At 42.1% G+C, this 21,586-nt stretch carries 17 protein-coding genes; 10 read left to right on the top strand and 7 right to left on the bottom strand.

The window, feature by feature from the left end:
• Window positions 1-10 precede the first annotated feature (10 nt).
• Window positions 11-1,051 (top strand): ATP-grasp domain-containing protein, encoded by a 1,041-nt coding sequence (locus tag BUA53_RS06040; protein ID WP_072834461.1) that lies wholly within the window; start codon window positions 11-13, stop codon window positions 1,049-1,051.
• A 60-nt stretch (window positions 1,052-1,111) separates the two neighbouring features.
• Complete coding sequence (locus BUA53_RS06035; protein WP_072834460.1) at window positions 1,112-2,029, top strand: TraB/GumN family protein; 918 nt, start codon at window positions 1,112-1,114, stop codon at window positions 2,027-2,029.
• A 122-nt stretch (window positions 2,030-2,151) separates the two neighbouring features.
• Here the strand turns inward: BUA53_RS06035 and BUA53_RS06030 are convergent, their stop codons facing one another.
• A complete protein-coding gene (locus BUA53_RS06030; protein ID WP_072834459.1) occupies window positions 2,152-2,568 on the bottom strand; it encodes a nucleoside-diphosphate kinase in 417 nt (138 codons plus the stop codon).
• A 423-nt stretch (window positions 2,569-2,991) separates the two neighbouring features.
• Window positions 2,992-3,570 (bottom strand): DUF4126 domain-containing protein, encoded by a 579-nt coding sequence (locus BUA53_RS06025; RefSeq protein WP_072834458.1) that lies wholly within the window; start codon window positions 3,568-3,570, stop codon window positions 2,992-2,994.
• Window positions 3,571-3,757: 187 nt separating this feature from the next.
• On the opposite strand from BUA53_RS06025, the gene BUA53_RS06020 reads away from it, so the two are divergent.
• On the top strand, window positions 3,758-4,765 hold the full coding sequence (locus tag BUA53_RS06020; protein ID WP_072834457.1) for a DHH family phosphoesterase: 1,008 nt from the start codon (window positions 3,758-3,760) through the stop codon (window positions 4,763-4,765).
• A 13-nt stretch (window positions 4,766-4,778) separates the two neighbouring features.
• Complete coding sequence (locus tag BUA53_RS06015) at window positions 4,779-5,765, top strand: FKBP-type peptidyl-prolyl cis-trans isomerase (RefSeq protein ID WP_072834456.1); 987 nt, start codon at window positions 4,779-4,781, stop codon at window positions 5,763-5,765.
• Between the two features lie 260 nt (window positions 5,766-6,025).
• On the opposite strand, the gene folP is transcribed toward BUA53_RS06015, so the two are convergent.
• Entirely contained in the window at window positions 6,026-6,856 is an 831-nt protein-coding gene (folP, locus tag BUA53_RS06010; protein WP_072834455.1) for a dihydropteroate synthase, read from the bottom strand.
• Between the two features lie 49 nt (window positions 6,857-6,905).
• Here folP and BUA53_RS06005 point away from each other — a divergent pair, with 49 nt between their 5' ends.
• From BUA53_RS06005 to BUA53_RS05990, 4 genes are all read left to right on the top strand, one after another.
• On the top strand, window positions 6,906-7,463 hold the full coding sequence (locus BUA53_RS06005) for a DUF1599 domain-containing protein (RefSeq protein ID WP_072834454.1): 558 nt from the start codon (window positions 6,906-6,908) through the stop codon (window positions 7,461-7,463).
• A complete protein-coding gene (locus tag BUA53_RS06000; RefSeq protein WP_072834453.1) occupies window positions 7,463-8,623 on the top strand; it encodes a BT_3928 family protein in 1,161 nt (386 codons plus the stop codon). Before BUA53_RS06005 ends, BUA53_RS06000 begins: the two co-directional genes overlap by 1 nt.
• Before the next feature lie 13 nt (window positions 8,624-8,636).
• The gene (locus BUA53_RS05995) at window positions 8,637-9,683 is read left to right on the top strand and encodes an ABC transporter permease (RefSeq protein WP_072834452.1); all 1,047 of its coding nucleotides are present in this window, start codon (window positions 8,637-8,639) and stop codon (window positions 9,681-9,683) included.
• A 111-nt stretch (window positions 9,684-9,794) separates the two neighbouring features.
• Complete coding sequence (locus BUA53_RS05990; protein WP_072834451.1) at window positions 9,795-10,238, top strand: CBS domain-containing protein; 444 nt, start codon at window positions 9,795-9,797, stop codon at window positions 10,236-10,238.
• On the opposite strand, the gene BUA53_RS05985 is transcribed toward BUA53_RS05990, so the two are convergent.
• Genes BUA53_RS05985 through BUA53_RS05975 form a run of 3 tightly spaced genes read right to left on the bottom strand, consistent with a single transcriptional unit; the run spans window position 10,232 to window position 13,241 of the window.
• Window positions 10,232-10,513, bottom strand: coding sequence for a DciA family protein (locus BUA53_RS05985; protein WP_072834450.1), 282 nt, complete (start codon window positions 10,511-10,513; stop codon window positions 10,232-10,234). The genes BUA53_RS05990 and BUA53_RS05985 overlap by 7 nt on opposite strands.
• 39 nt (window positions 10,514-10,552) lie before the next feature.
• Window positions 10,553-12,055 (bottom strand): bifunctional ADP-dependent NAD(P)H-hydrate dehydratase/NAD(P)H-hydrate epimerase, encoded by a 1,503-nt coding sequence (locus BUA53_RS05980; protein WP_072834448.1) that lies wholly within the window; start codon window positions 12,053-12,055, stop codon window positions 10,553-10,555.
• Between the two features lie 22 nt (window positions 12,056-12,077).
• Window positions 12,078-13,241, bottom strand: a complete 1,164-nt coding sequence (locus BUA53_RS05975; RefSeq protein ID WP_072834446.1) for a serine hydrolase domain-containing protein — start codon at window positions 13,239-13,241, stop codon at window positions 12,078-12,080.
• A 118-nt stretch (window positions 13,242-13,359) separates the two neighbouring features.
• On the opposite strand from BUA53_RS05975, the gene serA reads away from it, so the two are divergent.
• Window positions 13,360-14,595 (top strand): phosphoglycerate dehydrogenase, encoded by a 1,236-nt coding sequence (gene serA / locus BUA53_RS05970; RefSeq protein ID WP_072834679.1) that lies wholly within the window; start codon window positions 13,360-13,362, stop codon window positions 14,593-14,595.
• A gap of 37 nt (window positions 14,596-14,632) precedes the next feature.
• Here the strand turns inward: serA and BUA53_RS05965 are convergent, their stop codons facing one another.
• Window positions 14,633-15,109, bottom strand: coding sequence for a heme-binding domain-containing protein (locus tag BUA53_RS05965; protein ID WP_072834443.1), 477 nt, complete (start codon window positions 15,107-15,109; stop codon window positions 14,633-14,635).
• 305 nt (window positions 15,110-15,414) lie between these two features.
• Here BUA53_RS05965 and BUA53_RS05960 point away from each other — a divergent pair, with 305 nt between their 5' ends.
• On the top strand, window positions 15,415-21,543 hold the full coding sequence (locus tag BUA53_RS05960; RefSeq protein WP_084079858.1) for a HAMP domain-containing protein: 6,129 nt from the start codon (window positions 15,415-15,417) through the stop codon (window positions 21,541-21,543).
• Window positions 21,544-21,586: the final 43 nt, after the last annotated feature.

Genomic DNA, 21,586 nt, shown 5'->3' with positions numbered 1-21,586 from the left:
AAACCAACAGATGCCAGCAAAAGCATTGAATGTATTAATGACAGGTGCAGGAGCACCTGGTGCGCCTGGTATCATCAAATGCCTGCTTAGCGATCCTTCCATAAACCTCCTGGTAGCAGATGCAGATCCTAATGCCATAGGCAGGTATCTGCATCATCAATTTATCCAGGTGCCAATGGCTGATGATCCGCAGTATACGGATAAATTGTTGGAGATATGTCATGATCAAAAGATCGATATTTTGTTGCCCCTGGTCACCAAAGAATTATTCCCGCTTTCAATAAATAAACAGGCATTTGAACTACAGGGTACGAAAGTGTTGGTGTCATCTGCAGAGGCTATCAGGAGCTCCAATGATAAATCAGCCTGTTACCGTTTCCTGCAAACAAAAGGATTCGAGCTTCCTGGATTTCATATTGCCAGGACAACAGAAGAATTTATACACGCCGCCTACGAACTGGGGCATCCGCAACGATCATTTTGTTTTAAGCCTTCTCTTTCCAACGGCAGCAGGGGCTTCAGGGTAGTATCTGATTCCATCAATGAATCTGACGAGTTGTTTAAAAACAAACCATTTACAGTCTTCATCACATACGCACATGCCTTAAAGATCCTTTCATCACAGGCATTCCCCGAGTTGCTGGTTACAGAGTATTTGCCTGCAGAAGAATATTCCATAGACTGCCTGGCACAAAATGGAGAAGCTAAACTGATTGTTCCAAGGCTGCGCACAAAAATGATCAATGGTATTAGTGTGCAGGGCCAGTTTGTGAATGACAATGACATCATTGATTACTGCAAAAGACTCATATCTCTTATAGGCCTGCATGGCAATATAGGCATCCAGTTAAAAAGATCAGCTTCAGGCAAACCTTTGTTGGTAGAGGTAAACCCCCGGGTACAGGGTACCATTGTAGCTGCACTGGGGGCGGGCGTAAACCTTCCCTTATTAGCTATCAAGCAGGAAATGGGACTTGACATTGATCCATCAGAGTTGAATGTAAAATGGGGTACAAGGTTTTCCCGCTACTGGACAGAGGTTTTTTATTAGTCCTTGTTAAACTGTGGATCTTACCATTTTGTTATTCAATTGAAAACGTAAATTGCTCACATGAAAAGAATTCTGTGGCTTGGGGTACTGGCTATAATTGCATTTGTAGCCAATGGTCAGCCTGTAAAGAAAACATCAGCCAACAACACATTGCTATGGCGCATTACGGGTAAGAATATTGTGCAGCCATCCTATCTTTTCGGAACCATGCATATGCTTTGTGCTGATGATATTGACCTGAGTGATAGTCTGGTAAATGCCATTCGCAAGGCCGATAATGTGTATTTGGAACTGGACATGGACAACCTATTTGAAATGATGGCCGCCATGACCAAAATGAAGATGAGAAATGACACCACGTTATCTGATCTTCTTTCAAAAGAAGAGTATGAAAAAGTAAAAAACTATTTCAAAGAAAATAGCTCCATGATTCCTTTTTCCATGCTGGAAACTTACAAGCCTCTCCTGGCAGCATCTATGATCATGGAAAAGCAGGCAGGGGCTTGCGACAATATGATATCCATGGAGCAACTGATCATGAAAGAAGCCAAAAGGAATGATGTGGGCATAAAAGGAATGGAAACTATGGAATATCAAATGAGCATATTCGATAGCATTCCTTACGGTTTCCAGGCAAAGCAACTGGTAAAAATGGTAGAGGAAGGTAATAAAAACGAAGACAATGAAATGCAGACACTGACCAACGCTTACCGGGATCAACAATTGGATAAAATGGAAGAGCTCACCAAAAATGAAGACCTGGGCATCAAGAATTTTGCTGATATGCTTTTATACAACCGCAATGCTAACTGGGCCAGGAAGCTCGATGGTTTGTTGCCCGGCAAGTCGTTGGTAGTAGCAGTGGGTGCAGGTCATTTGCCTGGAGACAGGGGAGTGATAAATTTGTTGAGAAAAGCAGGGTATAAAGTGGAGCCTGTGGAAAATAAAATGATCAGGAAGAAAACCAAAGAGATCTGATCAAAGAAAACAGGAATTGAAATTATATTAATACTGTTTCATCAAAAGATAGATCAAATATTATAAAAAAGGTTGATGGCTTGCAAACCATCAACCTTTTTTTATTGGAAATACCGAAAGCATTAGAACTGCTCCAGTCCGGAGAAGAAGAAATCACCTTCGATCTTTGCATTTTCATCACTGTCACTCCCGTGTACTGCATTTTCGCCTACAGAAGTAGCGAAAAGTTTCCTGATTGTCCCTTCATCCGCCTTGGAAGGATCGGTGGCACCTATCAGAGTTCTGAAATCTGCAACTGCATTATCTTTTTCAAGAATAGCCGCTATGATCACACCACTGCTCATGAATTCCACTAACTCGCCGTAAAAAGGCCTTGCCTTATGTACCGCGTAGAACTCACCGGCTTTCTCTTCTGTCAATTTGGTTTGCTTCAATGCCACGATACGAAATCCCGATTTAATGATCTTATCCAATATAGCACCTGCATGGCCATTCTTCATGGCATCAGGCTTAATCATTGTAAATGTTCTGTTAGTCATTACTCTTATTTTTCAAATTTGGCCGCAAAAATAGGGAGAACTTATCGATTAGCTAACGTTCTGTGGTTTAGTAATCAAGAGTGTTGTTCAAAACTTAACATGCTGTTGTTTGATTATTGCAGAGCTGACAGTTTGTCCTAACACCCTACCATAAATATCACTTACCATATAGTTTCGCCTGCTTTACTTCCTATCAACTACCTATCTACGGTATAGATACTCCGTACCAGCACGGAGTATCTATACCGTTACTATACTGTTGATAGGAGGTAGGTATGAAGTAACTATCAACTGGCCTTAATGGTGAATAGGAGGAAGGTGTAATAATGATTATATTAATTAAGCATTGGTTATCAATATTGTATTGGTAGCTGCTTGCAATACTACTTTATATAAAAAGTAATGATGCTTTAGACATTGAAATCAGAGGGGTCGTCTGCGGGTTATTCTTTTAAATAGTCTTGCGACAACCCAAACACATAAGATCAAAAGTAGCAATGCCACCATGACAGGAATGACAAAGCTTAATAAGGAGCTTGTAACTGCAGCGACATTCTCGGTTGTAGCCACTACTGCATTTCCGGTGCCAATGGTTGCCTTACTGCTTAACAACCGCAACAGGCCGGTTCCCAACTGGATAGTACCGGCAGTGGAACCACCCGCCAGGAAGGCAAGTCCCCACCTGACAATGGGTTCCTGGCCGGAAAGGGGAAGTATGGAAAACGCAAGTAATGTTCCCGCTGCCACCGACAAGGGTGTAGCGATCGTATCAAGCAGGTTATCAATAAATGGTATGTAATAAGCGGCTATTTCCGCTATTGCGGCCGTTGCGAAGCATATAATAGATGTCCAACTGCTTAGCCACCCCATATCTGGTGGCAGGTGTATTATATTAAAATGGCCTGCTACAGCTGCTGCAAGCATAGGAAGGAATACCCTGAAGCCTGCAGTGGCGCTGAGGGCAATTCCCATGGCTATGGTCGTTATAAGACCCTGATCCATATCAAAAAGATACAAACTATTCTAATAAACACCTGACTGGAGTTTCTATGAACAAGCGTCAATGACTTCATAATGTAGGCTGGAAAGGCCATTTGACAGGCATACCTGGATGGAAACTTAATAAAAAGCCTAATCCTGCTATACTAAAAGCGAAACAACAAACTTTGCCCTACTTTTGCCGCTCTTTATGCAGGCAATACAGGAAATATATGGTCAATTGAAGGACCCAAAGCGCGTCGTGATTACTATGCATCAGAAACCTGATGCCGATGCTATGGGCTCGGCATTGGCATTGTTTCATTTTCTAAAGGAATTTGGGCATGATGTCATTGTCATATCTCCAACCAACTGGGCCCGTTGGCTGAACTGGATGGATGGTGTCAGCGAGGTGCTGGATTATGAACTGAATAAGGTGGAAGCCAACGAAATTCTTGACCGGACAGAATGGTTATTTTGCCTGGATCACAATCATTTCAGCAGGGCCAAGTCCATGGCTCCAAAACTTGCGGCCATTGATTGCGTAAAAATATTGATAGACCACCACCAGGAGCCTGATTGCGCTTCTTTCAATTATGGTATTTCCAATACTGGGAAAAGCTCTACCTGCGAAATGATCTATGACCTGATTGTCAATTCCGGTCACAGGGATAAGATCAATAAAGTAATATCAGAATGCCTGTATGCCGGGGTAGTTGCTGATACTGGTTCCTTCCGCTTTTCATCTACCACCGCCAATGTGCATCATATGGTAGCCGCTTTAAAGGAACACGGCCTGGAGCATACAAAGGTTCATGAAGCACTGTATGACAATTTCCTGGAGAACAGGCTTCGTTTCCTTGGTCATGTACTCACGAACAGGATGGAGATATTTTATGAGCTTAACACTGCTCTGATCTATATATCTAAGATAGAATTGCTTAAATATGAGATCAAAACAGGAGATACAGAGGGTTTGGTAAATTATCCATTATCTATACAGGGAATCAAACTTGTAGGCTGTGTCATTGACAGGGATGAAGAAAGAAAATGGTCATTCAGGAGCAAAGGTCAGTTTGACTGTAATACATTTGCCCGCAAATATTTTAATGGCGGTGGCCATTATAATGCATCCGGCGGAAATGATTCTGCTTCTTTGCAGGAAACTGTTCAGAAATTTAAAAATGCAATTAAAGAAAATAGTTCTCTTTTACAATAATTAAACAATCCAAATGCAATTTTCAAAAACTATTCTAGGTGTTTTGTCTGTAGCTATGCTTTTTGCAGCATGCAACAGCGTTGATTTTAAAAAAACAAAGGCAGGTGTACCGTATAAGGTTTTTGGTAATGGGAAAGGTGATTCCATTAAACAAAACAACATTGTTAAGTTTGAGGTGATCCAGAAAACAAAGGATTCTGTTTTGTATAGTTCCTACAAAATGGGTCAACCCCAGTTCATCCAGATCCAGCCCATACCAGCCACCTTTAGCTACAATGATATAGGCTCTAATATCATGGAGATCTTTATGAATGCAAAAAACGGTGATAGCATCTATATGGTGCAATCTACGGATTCATTGATCAAGCAGAACCCGCAGATGGCAGAGCAGGCTAAGATCAAAAAAGGACAGGAGTTCATTACTACCATCAAGGTGCTTGAAGTTTTCAAGACGCCTGAAGAAGCTCAGGCTGCTGTTAATAAGGACAGGATAGCGAACGCAGATAAGATGGAAAAAGAAAGCCTTGAAAAGTTTAAGAAAGATACAGCAGCCCAGGCAATGGTAAGCAAGGACGCAAAAACCATTGAAGCGTACCTGGCTAAGAATAATATCCAGGCTCAAAAAACAAGTTGGGGTGTTTATGTACAGATCCTCAACCCGGGCCAGGGACCAAAGTTAAAAGTTGGACAGTATGGTACTGTACGCTACAAAGGGCATAAATTATCAGGTGAAGTATTTGACTCCGGCACTTTTCCTTTACAGGCAGGCATGGGTGGATCAATACCTGGTTTTGATATGGGAGCAAGAGAACTGGCAAAAGGTGGTAAGGCAAATATTTACATTCCTTCCACGCTTGCTTATGGACCAAATGGAAGCGGTCCCAAGATTGGACCAAACGAGATCCTGGTATTTGAAATGGAGTTGCTTGATATCTCAGATACGCCTCCAGCACAAAATCCACAGGGAAATATTGATACGACAAGAGCTCAAAAGCAATAATAGTATTAAAAAAATTCCGAACTTTGAAGCCCATCGAAAGATGGGCTTTTTCTATTGAATGGAAAATGCTAATGTCCCGTTTTTAGTCCAAATTTCCATTTAATCCAGTAACCTGTTTTAACGTCGTACCCGCCCGTACTTTTCTGAGCTACCATCTGTAGACCTGTTGGAAACAATACCATAATTTGAATTCTATACTTGCGTTATTGAGGCGGAAGGGCAGTGCGTACACTGCTCTTTTTTTTGTGTTTATATTTCACTCAGGCCTCTGAATATTTCTGCACCAGTTTAATAGCTTCCATTGCTTCTTTCACATCATGCACCCTTAAAATATTGGTTCCGTTCAATAATGCCATTGTATGTAATACAGTAGTGCCATTCAGCGCTTCCTCCGCTTTTATACCTAATGTTTTATAGACTGTTGCTTTGCGCGACAAGCCCACCATTAATGGTTTATTTAGCTGCCGGAAATACTGCAATTCTTTAAGCAAGGTGAAATTATGGGTAGCTGTTTTTCCAAATCCAAAGCCCGGGTCGATTATAATATCATTGATGCCGCTTTTTATGAGTTCAGCCATTTTGAAATTGAGTGAGTCGAAAACCTCTGTTACTACATTTTCATAACTGGGGTTCAGTTGCATGGTTTGTGGATGCCCCTTCATGTGCATCAATACATAGGGCGCTTTTAAAGCAGCAACGGTTGGCAATAAGTCTTCGTCAATCGCGCCGGCACTTACGTCGTTAATTATATGCGCGCCTGCATGAATGGATTCCTTAACTACTTTTGAGTAAAAGCTGTCTATAGAAATAAATGCTTCCGGAAATCTTTTGGCAATAGATTCTATGGCAGGCAATACTCTTCTCAATTCTTCTTCTGCGCCTACCTGTTCACTTCCCGGCCTTGTACTTTGCCCACCGATGTCAAGTATGGTCGCACCATCCTGCAACATTTTTTCAGCCCGCATCAATACCTCTTTTTCATTAGCTGAGCGACTCCCCGGATAAAAGGAATCAGGTGTTGTATTAATGATGCCCATTACAATAGGCTTATCAATAACCATCAATCGTCCTTTACAATTAAGTGTAAACATTAAGCGCCGTTTATTACTTTTGAAGCTAATGTAGATAATAAATCATTTCATGTCCGATACCAACCAGCAATACGAAGCAATTGAACATAAATGCCAGGATATATTTATCCATAAAACAAAAGATTATGGTACTGCCTGGAGAGTACTAAGAAATATTTCCATCGTTGACCAGATCTATATCAAAGCACAGCGCATCAGGACCATCCAGGAAAAGGGAGAACAGAAGGTTGGAAACACCGGGGATGATATTGCATCTGAATTCATTGGTATTATTAACTATTCCATTATAGGCCTGATCCAGATGGAACTGTCCGAAAACGATCCCGAAGAACTGGAAGTAGATGCGGTCGAAACCTTATACGACAGGTATTTTACAGCCGCAAGGATGCTGATGCAAAGTAAGAACCACGATTATGGAGAGGCCTGGAGAAATATGACACAGGAAAGTTTTGTTGACCTGATATTGATGAAACTGCAGCGTATGCGGCAGATCATTTCAAACAAAGGTAAAACCCTTATCAGCGAAGGCCTGGATGCCAATTATTATGATATGATCAATTATGCTGTTTTTGCATTAATATTAATGGAAGAATCAAAACAACAGTAATGCGAATTCTTATTCGTATCATCCAGGCGGCTGTAGGCATCTTATTTATTATCTCAGGATTGGTGAAAGCCAATGATCCATTGGGACTGAGTTACAAGATGCAGGAGTTCTTTGAACTATGGAGCAGTGAATTGACAACAGGTCATTTTTTTCTGAAAGGTGGGTTGATCGGTTTTTTTGATTTTCTTCACCAGCAATCCCTTTCACTTTCCATATTTATGATCACGCTTGAGATCATTGCGGGTGTGGCCCTGCTTTTGGGATGGAAAAAGAATTTTATTCTCTGGCTGTTATTAACACTTATTGTATTCTTTACTTTCTTAACGGGCTATGCTTATTTATCGGGCAAGTTTACCAACTGCGGATGCTTTGGTGATTGCTTGCCTATTACGCCATTAACATCTTTTACCAAGGACCTTTTTCTACTTGTATTTATCATTGCATTGCTCCTTGGTAAAAAATACATCACACCCGTATTTACCAGTGCAACACGCGGATTTATTGTTGCGGCATCTTTAGGACTTACATTACTGTTACAATGGTATGTGTTAAATTACCTGCCCCTGGTAGATTGCCTTTCATTAAAAAAGGGAAACAACATCGCTCTGCAAATGAAACCACCTCCGGGTTCAGTTCCTGATAGCTTTGCCATTCGTTTTATATATGAAAAAGGTGGAAAACAATTTGAATTTGCGCCTGAGAATTTACCTGCGGACTTTAATACCTACAAATTCATTGACAGGAAGGATCAATTGGTTCGCAAAGGAAATGCTGAACCTGCATTGAAAGGATTTTCCCTGACAGGCGTCAGCGGCCAGGATTCAACCACTGCCATCTTATCACAGCAATTAGCTGTGTTATTGTTTTTCCAGGATGTACATTCAGGTAAATGGATCAACAAAGACCTTGAATCGCTGATTATGGCTGCCAATAAAAAAGGAATTCCACTTTGCATTCTATCTCCATCAGCCCCGGATGCTTCGAAATTATTCAAAGACACAACTGGTTTACAATTCTTTAATTGCGATTTTACAGTAGTGCGCATTGCGGCAAGAACCGAACCTGCCGTATATATACTAAAAAATGGGTCAATCTGGAATAAATACAGTTCACAACAATTAGGGAAGGCTGGTAACGACCTGTCTTTTCTTCAACCCTAACAAAAGAGAAACCGTGTTACCTTTTATTTTCCGAAAGATAGTTTATGGCCTGCTGGTACTGGTAGGGGTAGTGGTGCTGGTGTTTGTTTTATTCCAGGGATTTGGAGATCCTGCACGACTGGTAATGGGTCAGACGGGTGATGCTGCCACACAGGCAAATATTCGTAAGGAGCTTTACCTGGACCAGCCCAAATGGAAACAATTCCTGTATTACCTGAATGATGTCTCGCCTGTAGCATTTCATTCTAAAGAAGAGATACAAAAAAAGGAACTAAAAGGACTATTTATTGGAGGGGATACAAAATTTGCCTTTAAGCTTCCTTATCTCAGAAAATCTTACCAGACAAAGAAATCTGTCAGCGCCATCTTGTTGGAGGCCCTTCCAGGCACCTTGCTTTTGGCCATTGCCGCCATGACCATTGCTGTGCTTATTGGTATCCCACTTGGCATGCTGGCAGCAGTTAAACAAAATACATGGATGGATACTGGTGCTGTATTTTCCAGTATCATAGGTATTTCCGCCCCTTCTTTTTTTATGGGCATCATCATCGCCTATCTTTTTGGTTTTGTCTGGACAGACTGGACCGGGCTACATATTACAGGGAGCTGGTTTGATATTGACGAAAAGGGAGTAAAAAGACTCACGCTTCAAAATCTTGTATTGCCAGCAGTGACTTTAGGAATTCGTCCACTTTCCATTATAACTCAATTGACCAGGAGCGCCATGCTGGATGTGCTTGACCAGGATTATATCAGGACAGCTTACGCAAAAGGGCTTAGTAAGAGCCAGGTTATTTGGAAACATGCATTGCGTAATGCACTTAACCCGGTAATCACAGCCATTACCGGATGGTTTGCTGAGCTGTTGGCAGGAGCTTTTTTTATTGAATACATCTTCGGATGGAAGGGGATAGGTAAAGTTACCGTTGATGCCCTGGAAAAGCTGGACTTTCCCGTAGTTATGGGATCAGTACTTATCTCGGCTACTTTCTTCATACTCATCAATATCCTCGCAGATATTCTCTACGGTATAATTGACCCCAGGGTACGAGTTAAATAGGTACAAATTTTGTTGAAGGGTTTGGCAGTTTCACGGGTGTAAAAGCTTAACTTTAATACGAACCAGCAATAGATTACCACCCATTTTATCATCCTTTTAAAAACTATTTCTATGGAAAAAGTTGCTGAGGTATTGGACCGCAAGTATCCCCAATTCAACACTGTTTCCCCTGACTGTTTTGTTAGCGATGCATTGTATCAAATGGCGTGTGAAAACGTAGACCATTTGATCGTGTTGGAAAATGATAAATTCATGGGGGTGCTGACCGATCATGACATTGCAAGTAAGGTACTGTTTGATGATCGGCCATTGAAAAGTATAAGGGTAAAAGAATTCATGACCCGTACACTGCCGGTTGCCACTTCGCAGGATTCACTGGAACACTGTATGCAATTAATGGAACGTTTTAACGCACGGCACCTTGCTATCTATGATAACTTTTTATTCAAAGGAGTGCTTTCTTCTTACGACCTGATACAGGAGGCGTTAAGTAAACGTAAGTCGATATTTGAGGAGGAAGGAGCTATTCGCCAGGGGTATCCTTGGAATTATTGAATGACAATATTCTCAATCACTTTCTCACCTAAAGCTTCGTTAACGCGAAGCTTTATTTTTTCTTTCTGAAAATTAAGTTCCTGCTTCAGCGGTGCTACATTGGTAGTAATAAAAAGTGTTTTATTGATCACCTTTAAACTTTCTGTGTAGCGGGCTATTGTTTTTCCCATGACATTTTCCCAGACCTGGTCAATCTGTAAAGCCTGTATATCGCCCTTGATGCGACTTTGAGCCAGGTATTGCTTTAAAACATCTCCAATTGAATATTGCCCCATGGGGTAAAAATAATACTATTAGTTTCAGTAATCATGACCTTAATAGATTTGTGGAAAAGCAAGTGAAATAGCTTCAATAATATCTGATGCAAGCATGCTTTCCATAGAAAGTTTTGATGCTGCAAGGTCACCTGCCAGCCCATGGATATAGACACCAAGTATGGCAGCCTTTTCCGATTCATATCCCTGTGCTCTAAGTGCTGTAAGTATCCCGGTCAAAACATCTCCACTTCCTCCTTTGGCCATGCCTGCGTTGCCTGTGTTGTTGAAAAATATTTGTCTGCCGGGCGTGGCAATGATTGTATGATGTCCCTTTAATACAATGATGCATTTCAATTCAGCAGCTTTTGCAGTAGCAGTTGATAACCTGTCGAAATCATTGGTATGATCTCCAAACAGCCTGTCAAATTCCTTAGGGTGTGGGGTAAGGATACTGTCAGCAGGGATATGGGTCAATAATTCTTTGTGTAGTGATAAGATATTTAAAGCATCGGCATCTATAACAAGTGGCATTGTATAACGCCTGGCAATAAAAGAAACCATCTTTTGCGTAGCTTCCTCAGTGCCTATCCCAGGGCCAATTCCAATGGCAGCATATTTATCCAGGTCACCGGGCAGGGAAGATAAATGTTCATCGTTTTCATCTGTCATCACCATGGCTTCAGGTGCAACGCTTTGTAAAATGGAATAACCACACCTGGGTACAAAAACAGTGGTAAGTCCTGCCCCCGAACGCATACAGGCCCTGGTGGCTAAAACAGCAGCTCCTATCTTACCATAACTCCCAGTTATAAGAAGTGCATGGCCAAAATTTCCCTTGTGTGAGAATTCATTTCTTGGTTTGAATATGGATCTTATCAAAGCAGGTTCTGTCAATTCCTTATGGAATATGTTATCCTTTAAAAAGCCGGGGTGCAATTGAATATCCAGAATGTGAATTCTTCCTATATATGGTGCATTCTCCTGGACCAGCAGGCATAATTTATACACCTGGAAAGTAAGCGTATGATCTGCCACTATGATAGGATGCCCTTTGGATGATTTATCTAAAAAAAGACCTGAAGGGACATCTATGGAAACTACGATTGCATGGGCTGAATTAATATGTTCAACAAGCAATGCTGCGATACCAGACAGAGGCTTATTCAATCCGGATCCGAAGAGTGCATCAATGATAATGTCAGTCTCCGTGATGGAAATAACAATATTTTCCGATTGTATAAAATGTATATCAGTAGTGATCTCATGAAGGCGTTGAAGGTTCTCCTGGAAATCGGGGCTGCCAGGCCTGCCATTTTCAAGTATATAAATAATGGTACTGAAGCCTGCTTGTAGTAACATTCTTGCAATGGCTAATCCGTCGCCACCATTGTTACCCTTGCCACAAAATATTTTAAAGGAATGTCCACGCCAGTGTTGTGCCCTGATCCAATCAAAGCAACAGGTAGCAGCCCGTTCCATTAGATCAACCGAGCGTATAGGTTCATTGTAAATGGTATATTGATCCCATGCCTGTATTTGCTCCCTTGATAAGATCTGCATGGTCTTGTAAACTTTGGATCATCTATTCCTCACCGTCATCCTGCTTGCCATCATAATTCCCAAACAAGTTATACAATTTTTTGGCTGTGGTGTACACATTCGTATTGTACTTGTTTGACAAAATGATAATAGTAGCATTTTCTTCAGGTAGGCGGGCAAAAGCTGAATTGAATCCATGCCAATGACCATTGTGATAGATCACCTTCTTTTTATTAGGCAATAAAAGCATCCTCCAGCCCAGGCCATAATTATGAATGCCTGGTTTTTCATTGCTGTAAGGAGTATATGCTGAGTCAAGTAATGGTTGCTTGATGATTGATTGAGCATATAAAGACTGGTCCCATTTCAGGAGATCCCTTGGTGTTGAAAAAACATTTTTATCACCATAAGGGCCATCAGAAAAATCAAGCGTCCATGGTGCGCCATTACGCTGGTATGATTGGGTGATAGTAGAGTCGTTCATGGTATGAACAAATGTATTGGTCATGCCTAATGGAACGAAGAAGTTCTTTTTCATGTATTCAGGGAAGGATAGCCCGCTTGCCTTTTCTACGATGAGTGCGAGCAATACGTAATTGGTATTGCAATAATTGAAATGACGGTCAGGCTGGTAGGCGTGTGGGGGATGCCAGTTGATCAATGTAGCTAATACTTCATTATTACTGGCTTGTTGCGTGCGGGGCCATTTGCCAGCTTCCATATAATTCAGGTAATTAGGTAAACCACTTCTGTGGTTCAAAAGCATTTTTACCGTGATGCCCTGGTAGGGGAATTGTGGAAAGAATTTATTTACTGAGTCATTTAAGCTAAGCTTTCCTTCCTGTACCAGTTTTAATACCGCTGCAGATGTCATGGTTTTGCTGGTAGAAGCGATCTGAAATGGGATATCTGCATTCAGTGAATCTTTCTGCCTGAGGTCATGGAAGCCCACATAATTTTCATAAACGATCTCTCCATTCTTAGCTACTATGATACCGCCATTGAATGAACTCCTGTAAAGTGTATGCCTGAGCATATCTTCAACTGCATCATGATAATGTTGTTTTTCCTGCACAGTTAAAGCGGGAAATAATGGTGCAGGAGTAGGTGCAGGTTCCTGTATAGCAACTGGCTGGCTGCTTTGTGATGAAGATTGGCAACCCCATAAAAGGGTAATTATCGCTCCGGTAAGAAGAAAGTTTTTCAAAAGATAATTATTTTGATGAACAGGATACCTGATAAAATTATTATTTAAGTCTACAAAAACAAATCCAATTTGTTAATTCTTGCAGGCTGGTTTTTTTATTATTCCTCATATTTGCAAGATGGATGCCGCGCAAACAAGTTACCCCAAAGAAAAGATTAAAATTTTATTACTGGAGAATGTAAGTGACGTAGCCGTAAAAAACTTCGCCAGGCAAGGTTATTCACATGTTGAAAAACTTACCAAAGCTTTACCAGAGGCGGAATTGATCCAGGCTATTAAAAATGTTCACTTATTAGGTATCCGTTCTAAAACCCAGGTTACTAAAGCTGTGTTGGATGCCGCAGAGAAATTGCAGGCTATAGGCTGCTTTTGTATTGGAGTGAACCAGGTGAACCTGGATGTGGCTACTGAAAATGGGATAGCTGTATTCAATGCTCCCTATTCCAATACCCGGTCTGTTGCTGAGTTAGTGATAGGAGCGTCCATTATGCTGATAAGAAGAATTCCAGATAAGAATATAGCTGCTCATAAAGGCACCTGGATGAAGGAGTCCAGCGGTAGTTATGAACTCAGGGGAAAGACCCTGGGAATCATTGGATATGGAAATATAGGAACCCAGGTAAGTGTATTGGCAGAGTCGTTGGGTATGCGTGTTATCTTTTATGATATTGAAACCAAAATGCCATTGGGTAATGCAGAAGATATGCGGAGCTTAAAAGAAGTATTGAGCAAGGCTGATATTGTAACCCTACATGTACCTGAGACAGCCCAAACTAAAAATCTCCTGAATAAGAGTAATCTTAAATACTGTAAAAAAGGTTCCATTATATTGAACTATGCAAGGGGAGAAGTGATTGAATTGAATGACCTGCGCAAATTCATTGAAAGTGGTCAGATAGCTGGTGCAGCCATAGATGTTTTTCCTGTAGAGCCTGAGAAAAATGGAGATCATTTTGAATCCCCTATTCAAAATTTACCCAACGTATTGTTAACACCACATATTGGAGGGTCTACCGAGGAAGCGCAGCAAAATATTGGTGAGGATGTTAGCAATAAATTGTTGAATTACCTGGAAAAAGGTGTTTCACTGGGGTCTCATACTGTTCCTGCGTTATCATTGCCTCCACAGGAAGGCAGTCACCGCATACTTCATATCCATAGAAATGTTCCAGGTGTACTATCGGAGATCAACAGTGCACTTTCGAGGAATAAGATCAATATCGTTGGACAATACCTCAAGACAAATGATGCTATTGGCTACGTGGTAGTAGATGTTGATAAGCAATTATCAAGAAAAGCAACACAGTTATTGAAGGAAGTTCCAAATACTATTAAAGTGCGGCTGCTCTATTAAATACAGGGTTTTAAAGATTATGTAATGTTTTCCATGCTTACATCCTCTTGTTAGCAAGGGAATCCTGCATTATTTTCTCGCGGGATGTTTTAGTCCAGTCAATGATCATTTTACGCTGTGCATCATTCAGCTTTGCATTTGTATGTATCCACAGGTAAGAATCTAAAGGCATTTCGTGCTTATCTAACTGTTCACTGATTTCTTTCATTTTCTTGTCTTTTCTTTTATAACTTCCGGTAGAGAATGTGCTAAAATTTAGTTCTCTTTTCCCTTCATTTATATGGTTGTTCAGCCACCAGTTCACCGGCGTGATCTTGCTATACCAGGGGTATTCGGTATGATTGGAATGACAATCGTAGCAGGATACCTTTAAAAGAGTCATGACGGTGTCGGGCACAGGAATTGTATGTGTTATATCTGTAGCAGCCTCCGCAGTTCCATTGTTATGAGAGGGTTGTATAAATTGAATTAAAACCAGGAATATGATAATGCCAATCAATATTTTAAATCCCATCTTAAAATTTTGTGGCTAATTTAAATAATATAAATGGGGAACACTGAAAATTGTTAGAGGTCATTCGAATAAATAATTGAGGTTATTAGAATGTATAAATACGTATAGAATAGGCTTTCTATCCTTTTCTGTTACATAGGCAAATGACCAAGCCAAAATCAATCTTGCAAAATAAATAAGGGTTTTACATTATACCTTAATTTATAATGCATTATCATCTCTTAATGAACAGGTAATTATTTAAAACGAATCAAATAGTATACTATTTTTTTATTAGGTTTGAAACATAATTTCACCACTTAACTATGGGTACCAGAAAAACGAAAGCGAATGGTGCAGCACCTGCATCTGATCACGTTATATTAGAAGAGGTAAAATCAAAAACAAAAACTTCAAATGGCTCCCAGGCAGCCAAAGTCCCCAAAATCATCACTTCTGAATTTGATGGTTTGATAGATCAGCGGCAATTGCTGGCTGTACTATCCCAGGTAAAGAATGGAAATTTTGCTATCAGGGTTTCAAATGACCAGGTAGGTGTTACCGGGAAGATTTATGATACACTAAATGATATAATTGCTTTAAATGAGATACTGGTTCAGGAATTAAACCAGGCACGTAAAATTATAGGCAAGCAGGGAAAACTAAACCACAGGGTGGAATTGCCCAGGCTTGCGGGTGGTTCATGGAGTACAGCTGTTGATTCAATCAATAGTTTGATCTCTGACCTTGTGCATCCAACCATTGAGATAGCTCACGTAATTTCTTCGGTTGCAAAAGGAAATCTTTCACAGGAAATGCCATTGAAGATCGGCGATCACCTTTTGCAGGGTGAGTTTGCCCGTATCGCCTCTGAAGTGAACGACATGGTGAAGCAATTGAACCTGTTCTCGATGGAGGTGACGCGTGTGGCCAGGGAGGTAGGATCTGAAGGTAAACTGGGAGGCCAGGCAAAGGTTAAAGGTGTAGCAGGTGTGTGGAAGGATCTGACAGACTCAGTGAACCAGATGGCAGGTAACCTGACAGCCCAGGTGCGAAACATTGCCGAGGTAACAACAGCTGTGGCGAAAGGTGACTTAAGTAAAAAGATCACGGTGGATGTGCAGGGAGAGATCCTCGAGTTAAAGAATACCATCAATACGATGGTGGACCAGCTGAACTCATTCTCTTCAGAGGTGACAAGGGTGGCCCGGGAAGTAGGTACTGACGGAAAACTGGGAGGCCAGGCCGAAGTACCAGGAGTAGCAGGTACCTGGAAGGATCTGACTGACTCGGTGAACCAGATGGCCTCTAACCTGACAGGCCAGGTACGTAACATCGCCGAGGTGACGACGGCGGTGGCAAGGGGTGACCTTTCCCGTAAAATTACAGTGGACGTAAAAGGAGAGATCCTCGAGTTAAAGAATACGATCAATACGATGGTGGATCAGCTGAATTCATTCTCTGCCGAGGTGACCCGTGTGGCACGCGAAGTAGGATCTGAAGGAAAGCTGGGAGGCCAGGCAACAGTAAAAGGAGTAGGTGGTGTATGGAAAGACCTGACGGATAACGTGAACCAGCTGGCTGGTAATCTTACGGTGCAGCTTCGTGACGTATCCAAGGTGGCAACTGCCATTGCGAATGGTGACCTTACACAAAAAATCACAGTGGATGTAAAAGGCGAGATCTTACAGATCAAGGATGTGATCAACAGGATGGTGGACCAGTTGAACTCCTTTGCCTCAGAGGTAACCCGTGTGGCCCTGGAGGTAGGTACAGAAGGAAAGCTTGGCGGACAGGCCAAGGTGCAGGGAGTGGGTGGTACATGGAAAGATTTGACAGACTCAGTAAACCAGATGGCCTCAAACCTGACTGCCCAGGTACGAAATATTGCCGAGGTAACAACAGCGGTGGCCAATGGTGACCTTTCCAAAAAGATCACGGTGGACGTTGCCGGTGAGATCCTTGAATTGAAAAAGACCATCAATACGATGGTGGACCAGTTGAACTCATTTGCCTCAGAGGTGACCCGTGTGGCCCTGGAGGTAGGTACAGAAGGAAAGCTTGGCGGACAGGCCAAGGTGCAGGGTGTGGGTGGTACATGGAAGGATCTGACTGAATCAGTGAACCAGATGGCCTCTAACCTGACGGCCCAGGTGCGTAACATCGCCGAGGTGACAACCGCCGTGGCAAAAGGTGACCTTTCCCGTAAGATCACGGTGGACGTAAAAGGAGAGATCCTCGAGTTAAAGAATACGATCAACACGATGGTGGACCAGTTGAACTCCTTTGGTTCCGAGGTAACCCGTGTGGCGCGAGAGGTAGGATCTGAAGGAATGTTGGGAGGCCAGGCGGATGTGCCGGGTGTGGAAGGACTTTGGAAAGACCTTACTGATTCCGTAAATAAAATGGCCTCTAACTTGACAGGCCAGGTGCGAAACATCGCGGAGGTAACTACGGCTGTGGCTAACGGTGACCTGTCGCGCAAAATTGAAGTGGACGTAAAAGGAGAGATCCTTGAATTGAAAAATACCATCAATACCATGGTGGAACAGCTCCGCGCCTTTGCCTCCGAGGTAACGCGTGTGGCGAGAGAGGTGGGAACGGAAGGAAAACTGGGAGGCCAGGCCAATGTGCCTGGAGTAGGTGGTACATGGAAGGACCTTACTGACTCAGTAAATGGTATGGCCGGTAACCTTACAGCCCAGGTACGTAATATCGCTGATGTGGCGATTGCGGTGGCTAACGGGGATATGAGTAAAAAGATCACGGTGGATGTACGGGGTGAGATCCTGCAGTTAAAAGAAACCCTCAATACCATGGTGGACCAGCTGCGTGCCTTCGCTTCGGAGGTAACGAGGGTGGCCCGGGAGGTAGGTTCTGAAGGTAAATTGGGAGGCCAGGCCTTTGTACCGGGAGTAGCAGGAACCTGGAAAGACCTTACCGACTCTGTGAACCAGATGACTGGTAACCTGACACTGCAGGTACGTAACATTGCCGAGGTGACCAAAGCGGTGGCTTCTGGTGATCTTTCTAAAAAAGTAACGATCGACGTTAAGGGTGAGATCCTTGACCTTAAGAATACCATCAATACCATGGTGGACCAGTTGAACTCCTTTGCCTTCGAGGTAACCCGTGTGGCGAGAGAGGTGGGAACGGAAGGTAAATTAGGCGGACAGGCTGAGGTACAGGGAGTGGCCGGTACATGGAAGGATCTGACCGACTCAGTAAACATGATGGCCTCAAACCTTACCAACCAGGTACGGGGAATTGCCAAGGTGGTAACTGCGGTGGCAACCGGTAACCTAAAACAAAAATTATCTATCGTATCAAGAGGCGAGGTAGCCCAGTTAACGGAGACTATCAATGAAATGATCGATACGCTGGCCGTGTTTGCGGACCAGGTAACGACTGTGGCACGTGAAGTGGGAGTGGAAGGAAGACTGGGTGGACAGGCCTCGGTACCAGGTGCCTCAGGTATCTGGAAGAACCTCACGGAAAATGTGAATCAGCTTGCAGAAAACCTTACTACTCAGGTACGTGCGATCTCCGAGGTTGCTTCTGCGGTAACTAAAGGTGACCTTACCCGGATGATTCGTGTAGAAGCCAAAGGTGAGGTAGAAGAGTTGAAGGATACCATCAACCAGATGATCGCCAACCTGAAGGAAACAACTTTACTAAACCAGGAACAGGACTGGTTAAAATCAAACCTTGCGAAATTTACCCAGATGCTCCAGGGTCAGAAAGACCTGAATACGGTAACACGAAGGATCCTTTCGGAGCTGGCACAGGTGGTAAATGCGCAGCAGGGTATGTTCTATATTTTGGAACAGGATGAGAATGAGCAAAACAAAAAATTAAAGCTATTCTCTGCCTACGCATTTAATGATGAGATAAGCATAAACAAGGAATTTTCATTAGGCCAGGGACTTGTGGGCCAGGTAGCCGTTCAAAAAGAAAGGATTCTTTTAAATAATGTTCCAAAAGATTATATAAGGATCAGTTCAGGGCTTGGAGAATCTTCGCCGGCCAGTGTTATTGTTTTACCCGTATTATTTGAAACGGAGATCAAAGCAGTAATTGAATTGGCGTCTTTTGATGAGTTCAGTGAAACTCACCTTGATTTTTTAGGACAGTTGACGGAATCAATTGGTATCGTTTTGAATACCATTGAAGCCAACTCAAGAACAGAAGAATTGCTGGAGCAGTCGCAATCACTGACAGAGGAGCTAAGAAGAACAAACGAAGAACTACAGGATAAAGCTCACCTTCTTGTTAAGCAAAAAGAAGAAGTGGAAGCTAAGAACAAAGAGGTGGAAGATGCACGTAAATCATTGGAAGAGAAGGCAGAACAGCTGCAGCTAACATCTAAATACAAATCTGAGTTCCTGGCAAATATGTCGCATGAGTTACGGACACCGTTAAACTCGTTGCTGATCCTTGCTCAACAATTATATGAGAACAGGGAAGGAAACCTGTCAGAAAAGCAGGTACGTTATGCCAAGACCATTCATAGTTGTGGTGATGACCTTATCCAGTTGATCAATGATATCCTGGATCTTTCGAAGATCGAATCAGGTTATATATCTACCGACTTTATTAATGTCAGGTTCAACGAGATCACTTCATTTGTGGAAACTACCTTCAAGCACGTTTCCGAGAGCAAGAACCTCAAATTTGGAATTGAAGTAGACAGCCAGCTTCCGGATGCTATGGAAACTGACGTTCAAAGGCTTAACCAGATCCTTAAAAACCTATTGTCTAATGCCTTTAAGTTTACCGAAAAAGGAGGTGTGCAATTAAGGATCTACGATGCAAAGAAGAACTGGAAACCCGGGAATTCCAGCCTGGATAATGCCCGCCGCGTGGTTGCATTTGAGATCAAGGACAGTGGAATTGGAATTTCAAAAGATAAACAGAACATCATATTTGAAGCATTCCAGCAGGCAGAAGGATCTACCAGCCGGAAATACGGAGGTACAGGTTTGGGATTATCCATTAGCCGGGGACTTGCCGACCTGTTAGGAGGTTCTATTGAACTGGAAAGTGAATCAGGTTCGGGAAGTACGTTTACCTTATTCCTGCCTATCAGCTATAATCCTTCCATTATAAAAAAGGAAAAACAATCAAGTTTAACAATAAGTGAGTACAAGCTGGCAGAAACTTCTGAAGATATGTCCCTCCAGTCTGTGCCCACCATTAAAGTGGAAGCCAAAGACCTGGAAGGTTTGAATGAGATCATCAATGAAACCGGTGATGACCGCAATAATATATATGGTAATGACCGAGCCGTACTTGTCGTGGAGGATGATCTTCGTTTTGCCAAGATCATGATCGATAAGGCTCATGAAATGCAGTTAAAAGTAGTTGTAGCCGGTAGCTTTGGAGAAGTATTTGAACTTACCAATAAATACAATCCAATTGCAGTTACCCTTGATGTGAAACTTCCTGATGCGAGTGGCTGGAGAGTGCTTGACCTCTTTAAAAATGATATCAATTTCAGGCATATACCGGTTCACCTGATATCCGGTGAAGAAAACCGTTTACTGGCAATGCAACGGGGCGCTAGGAGCTTTAACCTGAAACCTTTAAAGAATGAGGACCTGGATATCCTGTTTAAAGATATAGTTCAGTACCAGTTGCATAAACCAAGGCATTTGCTCATTGTGGAGGACAACCAGATGGATTCTTCACAAATAGCCAGGATCATGGATAATGGCGAATTGATTGATATCACTATTGCAGATACAGGGAAACAGGGTGTTGAACTGATAGCAAACAATCAATATGATTGCATTATTGTGGATTATATGCTTCCGGATATCAACGGTCTTGACTTTGTAAAAGAGATCAATAATATCAAGCGCTTCCAGATGACGCCAGTTTTGATCTATTCGGCGAAAGACTTTTCTCCAAAGGAAAAGACACAATTGAAGCAGTATGCCAACAGGATTCTTTTAAAAGACTTCAATTCCATGGAGCTATTGCTGGAAGAAGCTGTCCTGCATATGCATATTGATCACAAAGACATGCTGCCGGAGAAACAAATGATCATTGAGAATCTTCGTTCTAAAGAAGATGTTCTTACAAATAAAACCATTCTTGTGGTTGATGATGACGTCAGAAACCTGTTTGCTCTGACAACAGCTTTTGAACGCTATAATATTAATACCATTACCGCAGAAAGCGGCCAGGAAGCCATTAACATTTTAATGGAAAATCCATCAGTGGATATGGTGTTGATGGACATCATGATGCCGGAAATGGATGGTTATGAGACCACCCAGAAGATCCGCAGGGAACATAAAAATAATAACCTTCCGATCATTGCAGTAACAGCAAAAGCAATGAAGGGTGACAGGGAGAAGTGTATTGAAGCAGGTGCATCGGATTATATCACCAAACCTGTTAAAATAGACCAGCTTCTTTCCTTAATGAGGGTATGGCTCTATAAATAAGGTATAATTTGGATGATCAAAACAGGCAATTCATATAACAAGG

Origin of the sequence: Flavisolibacter ginsengisoli DSM 18119 (assembly GCF_900129295.1) — a bacterium.
GTDB classification, from domain to species: domain Bacteria; phylum Bacteroidota; class Bacteroidia; order Chitinophagales; family Chitinophagaceae; genus Flavisolibacter; species Flavisolibacter ginsengisoli.
This window is presented reverse-complemented; position numbering and strand designations above follow the sequence as displayed.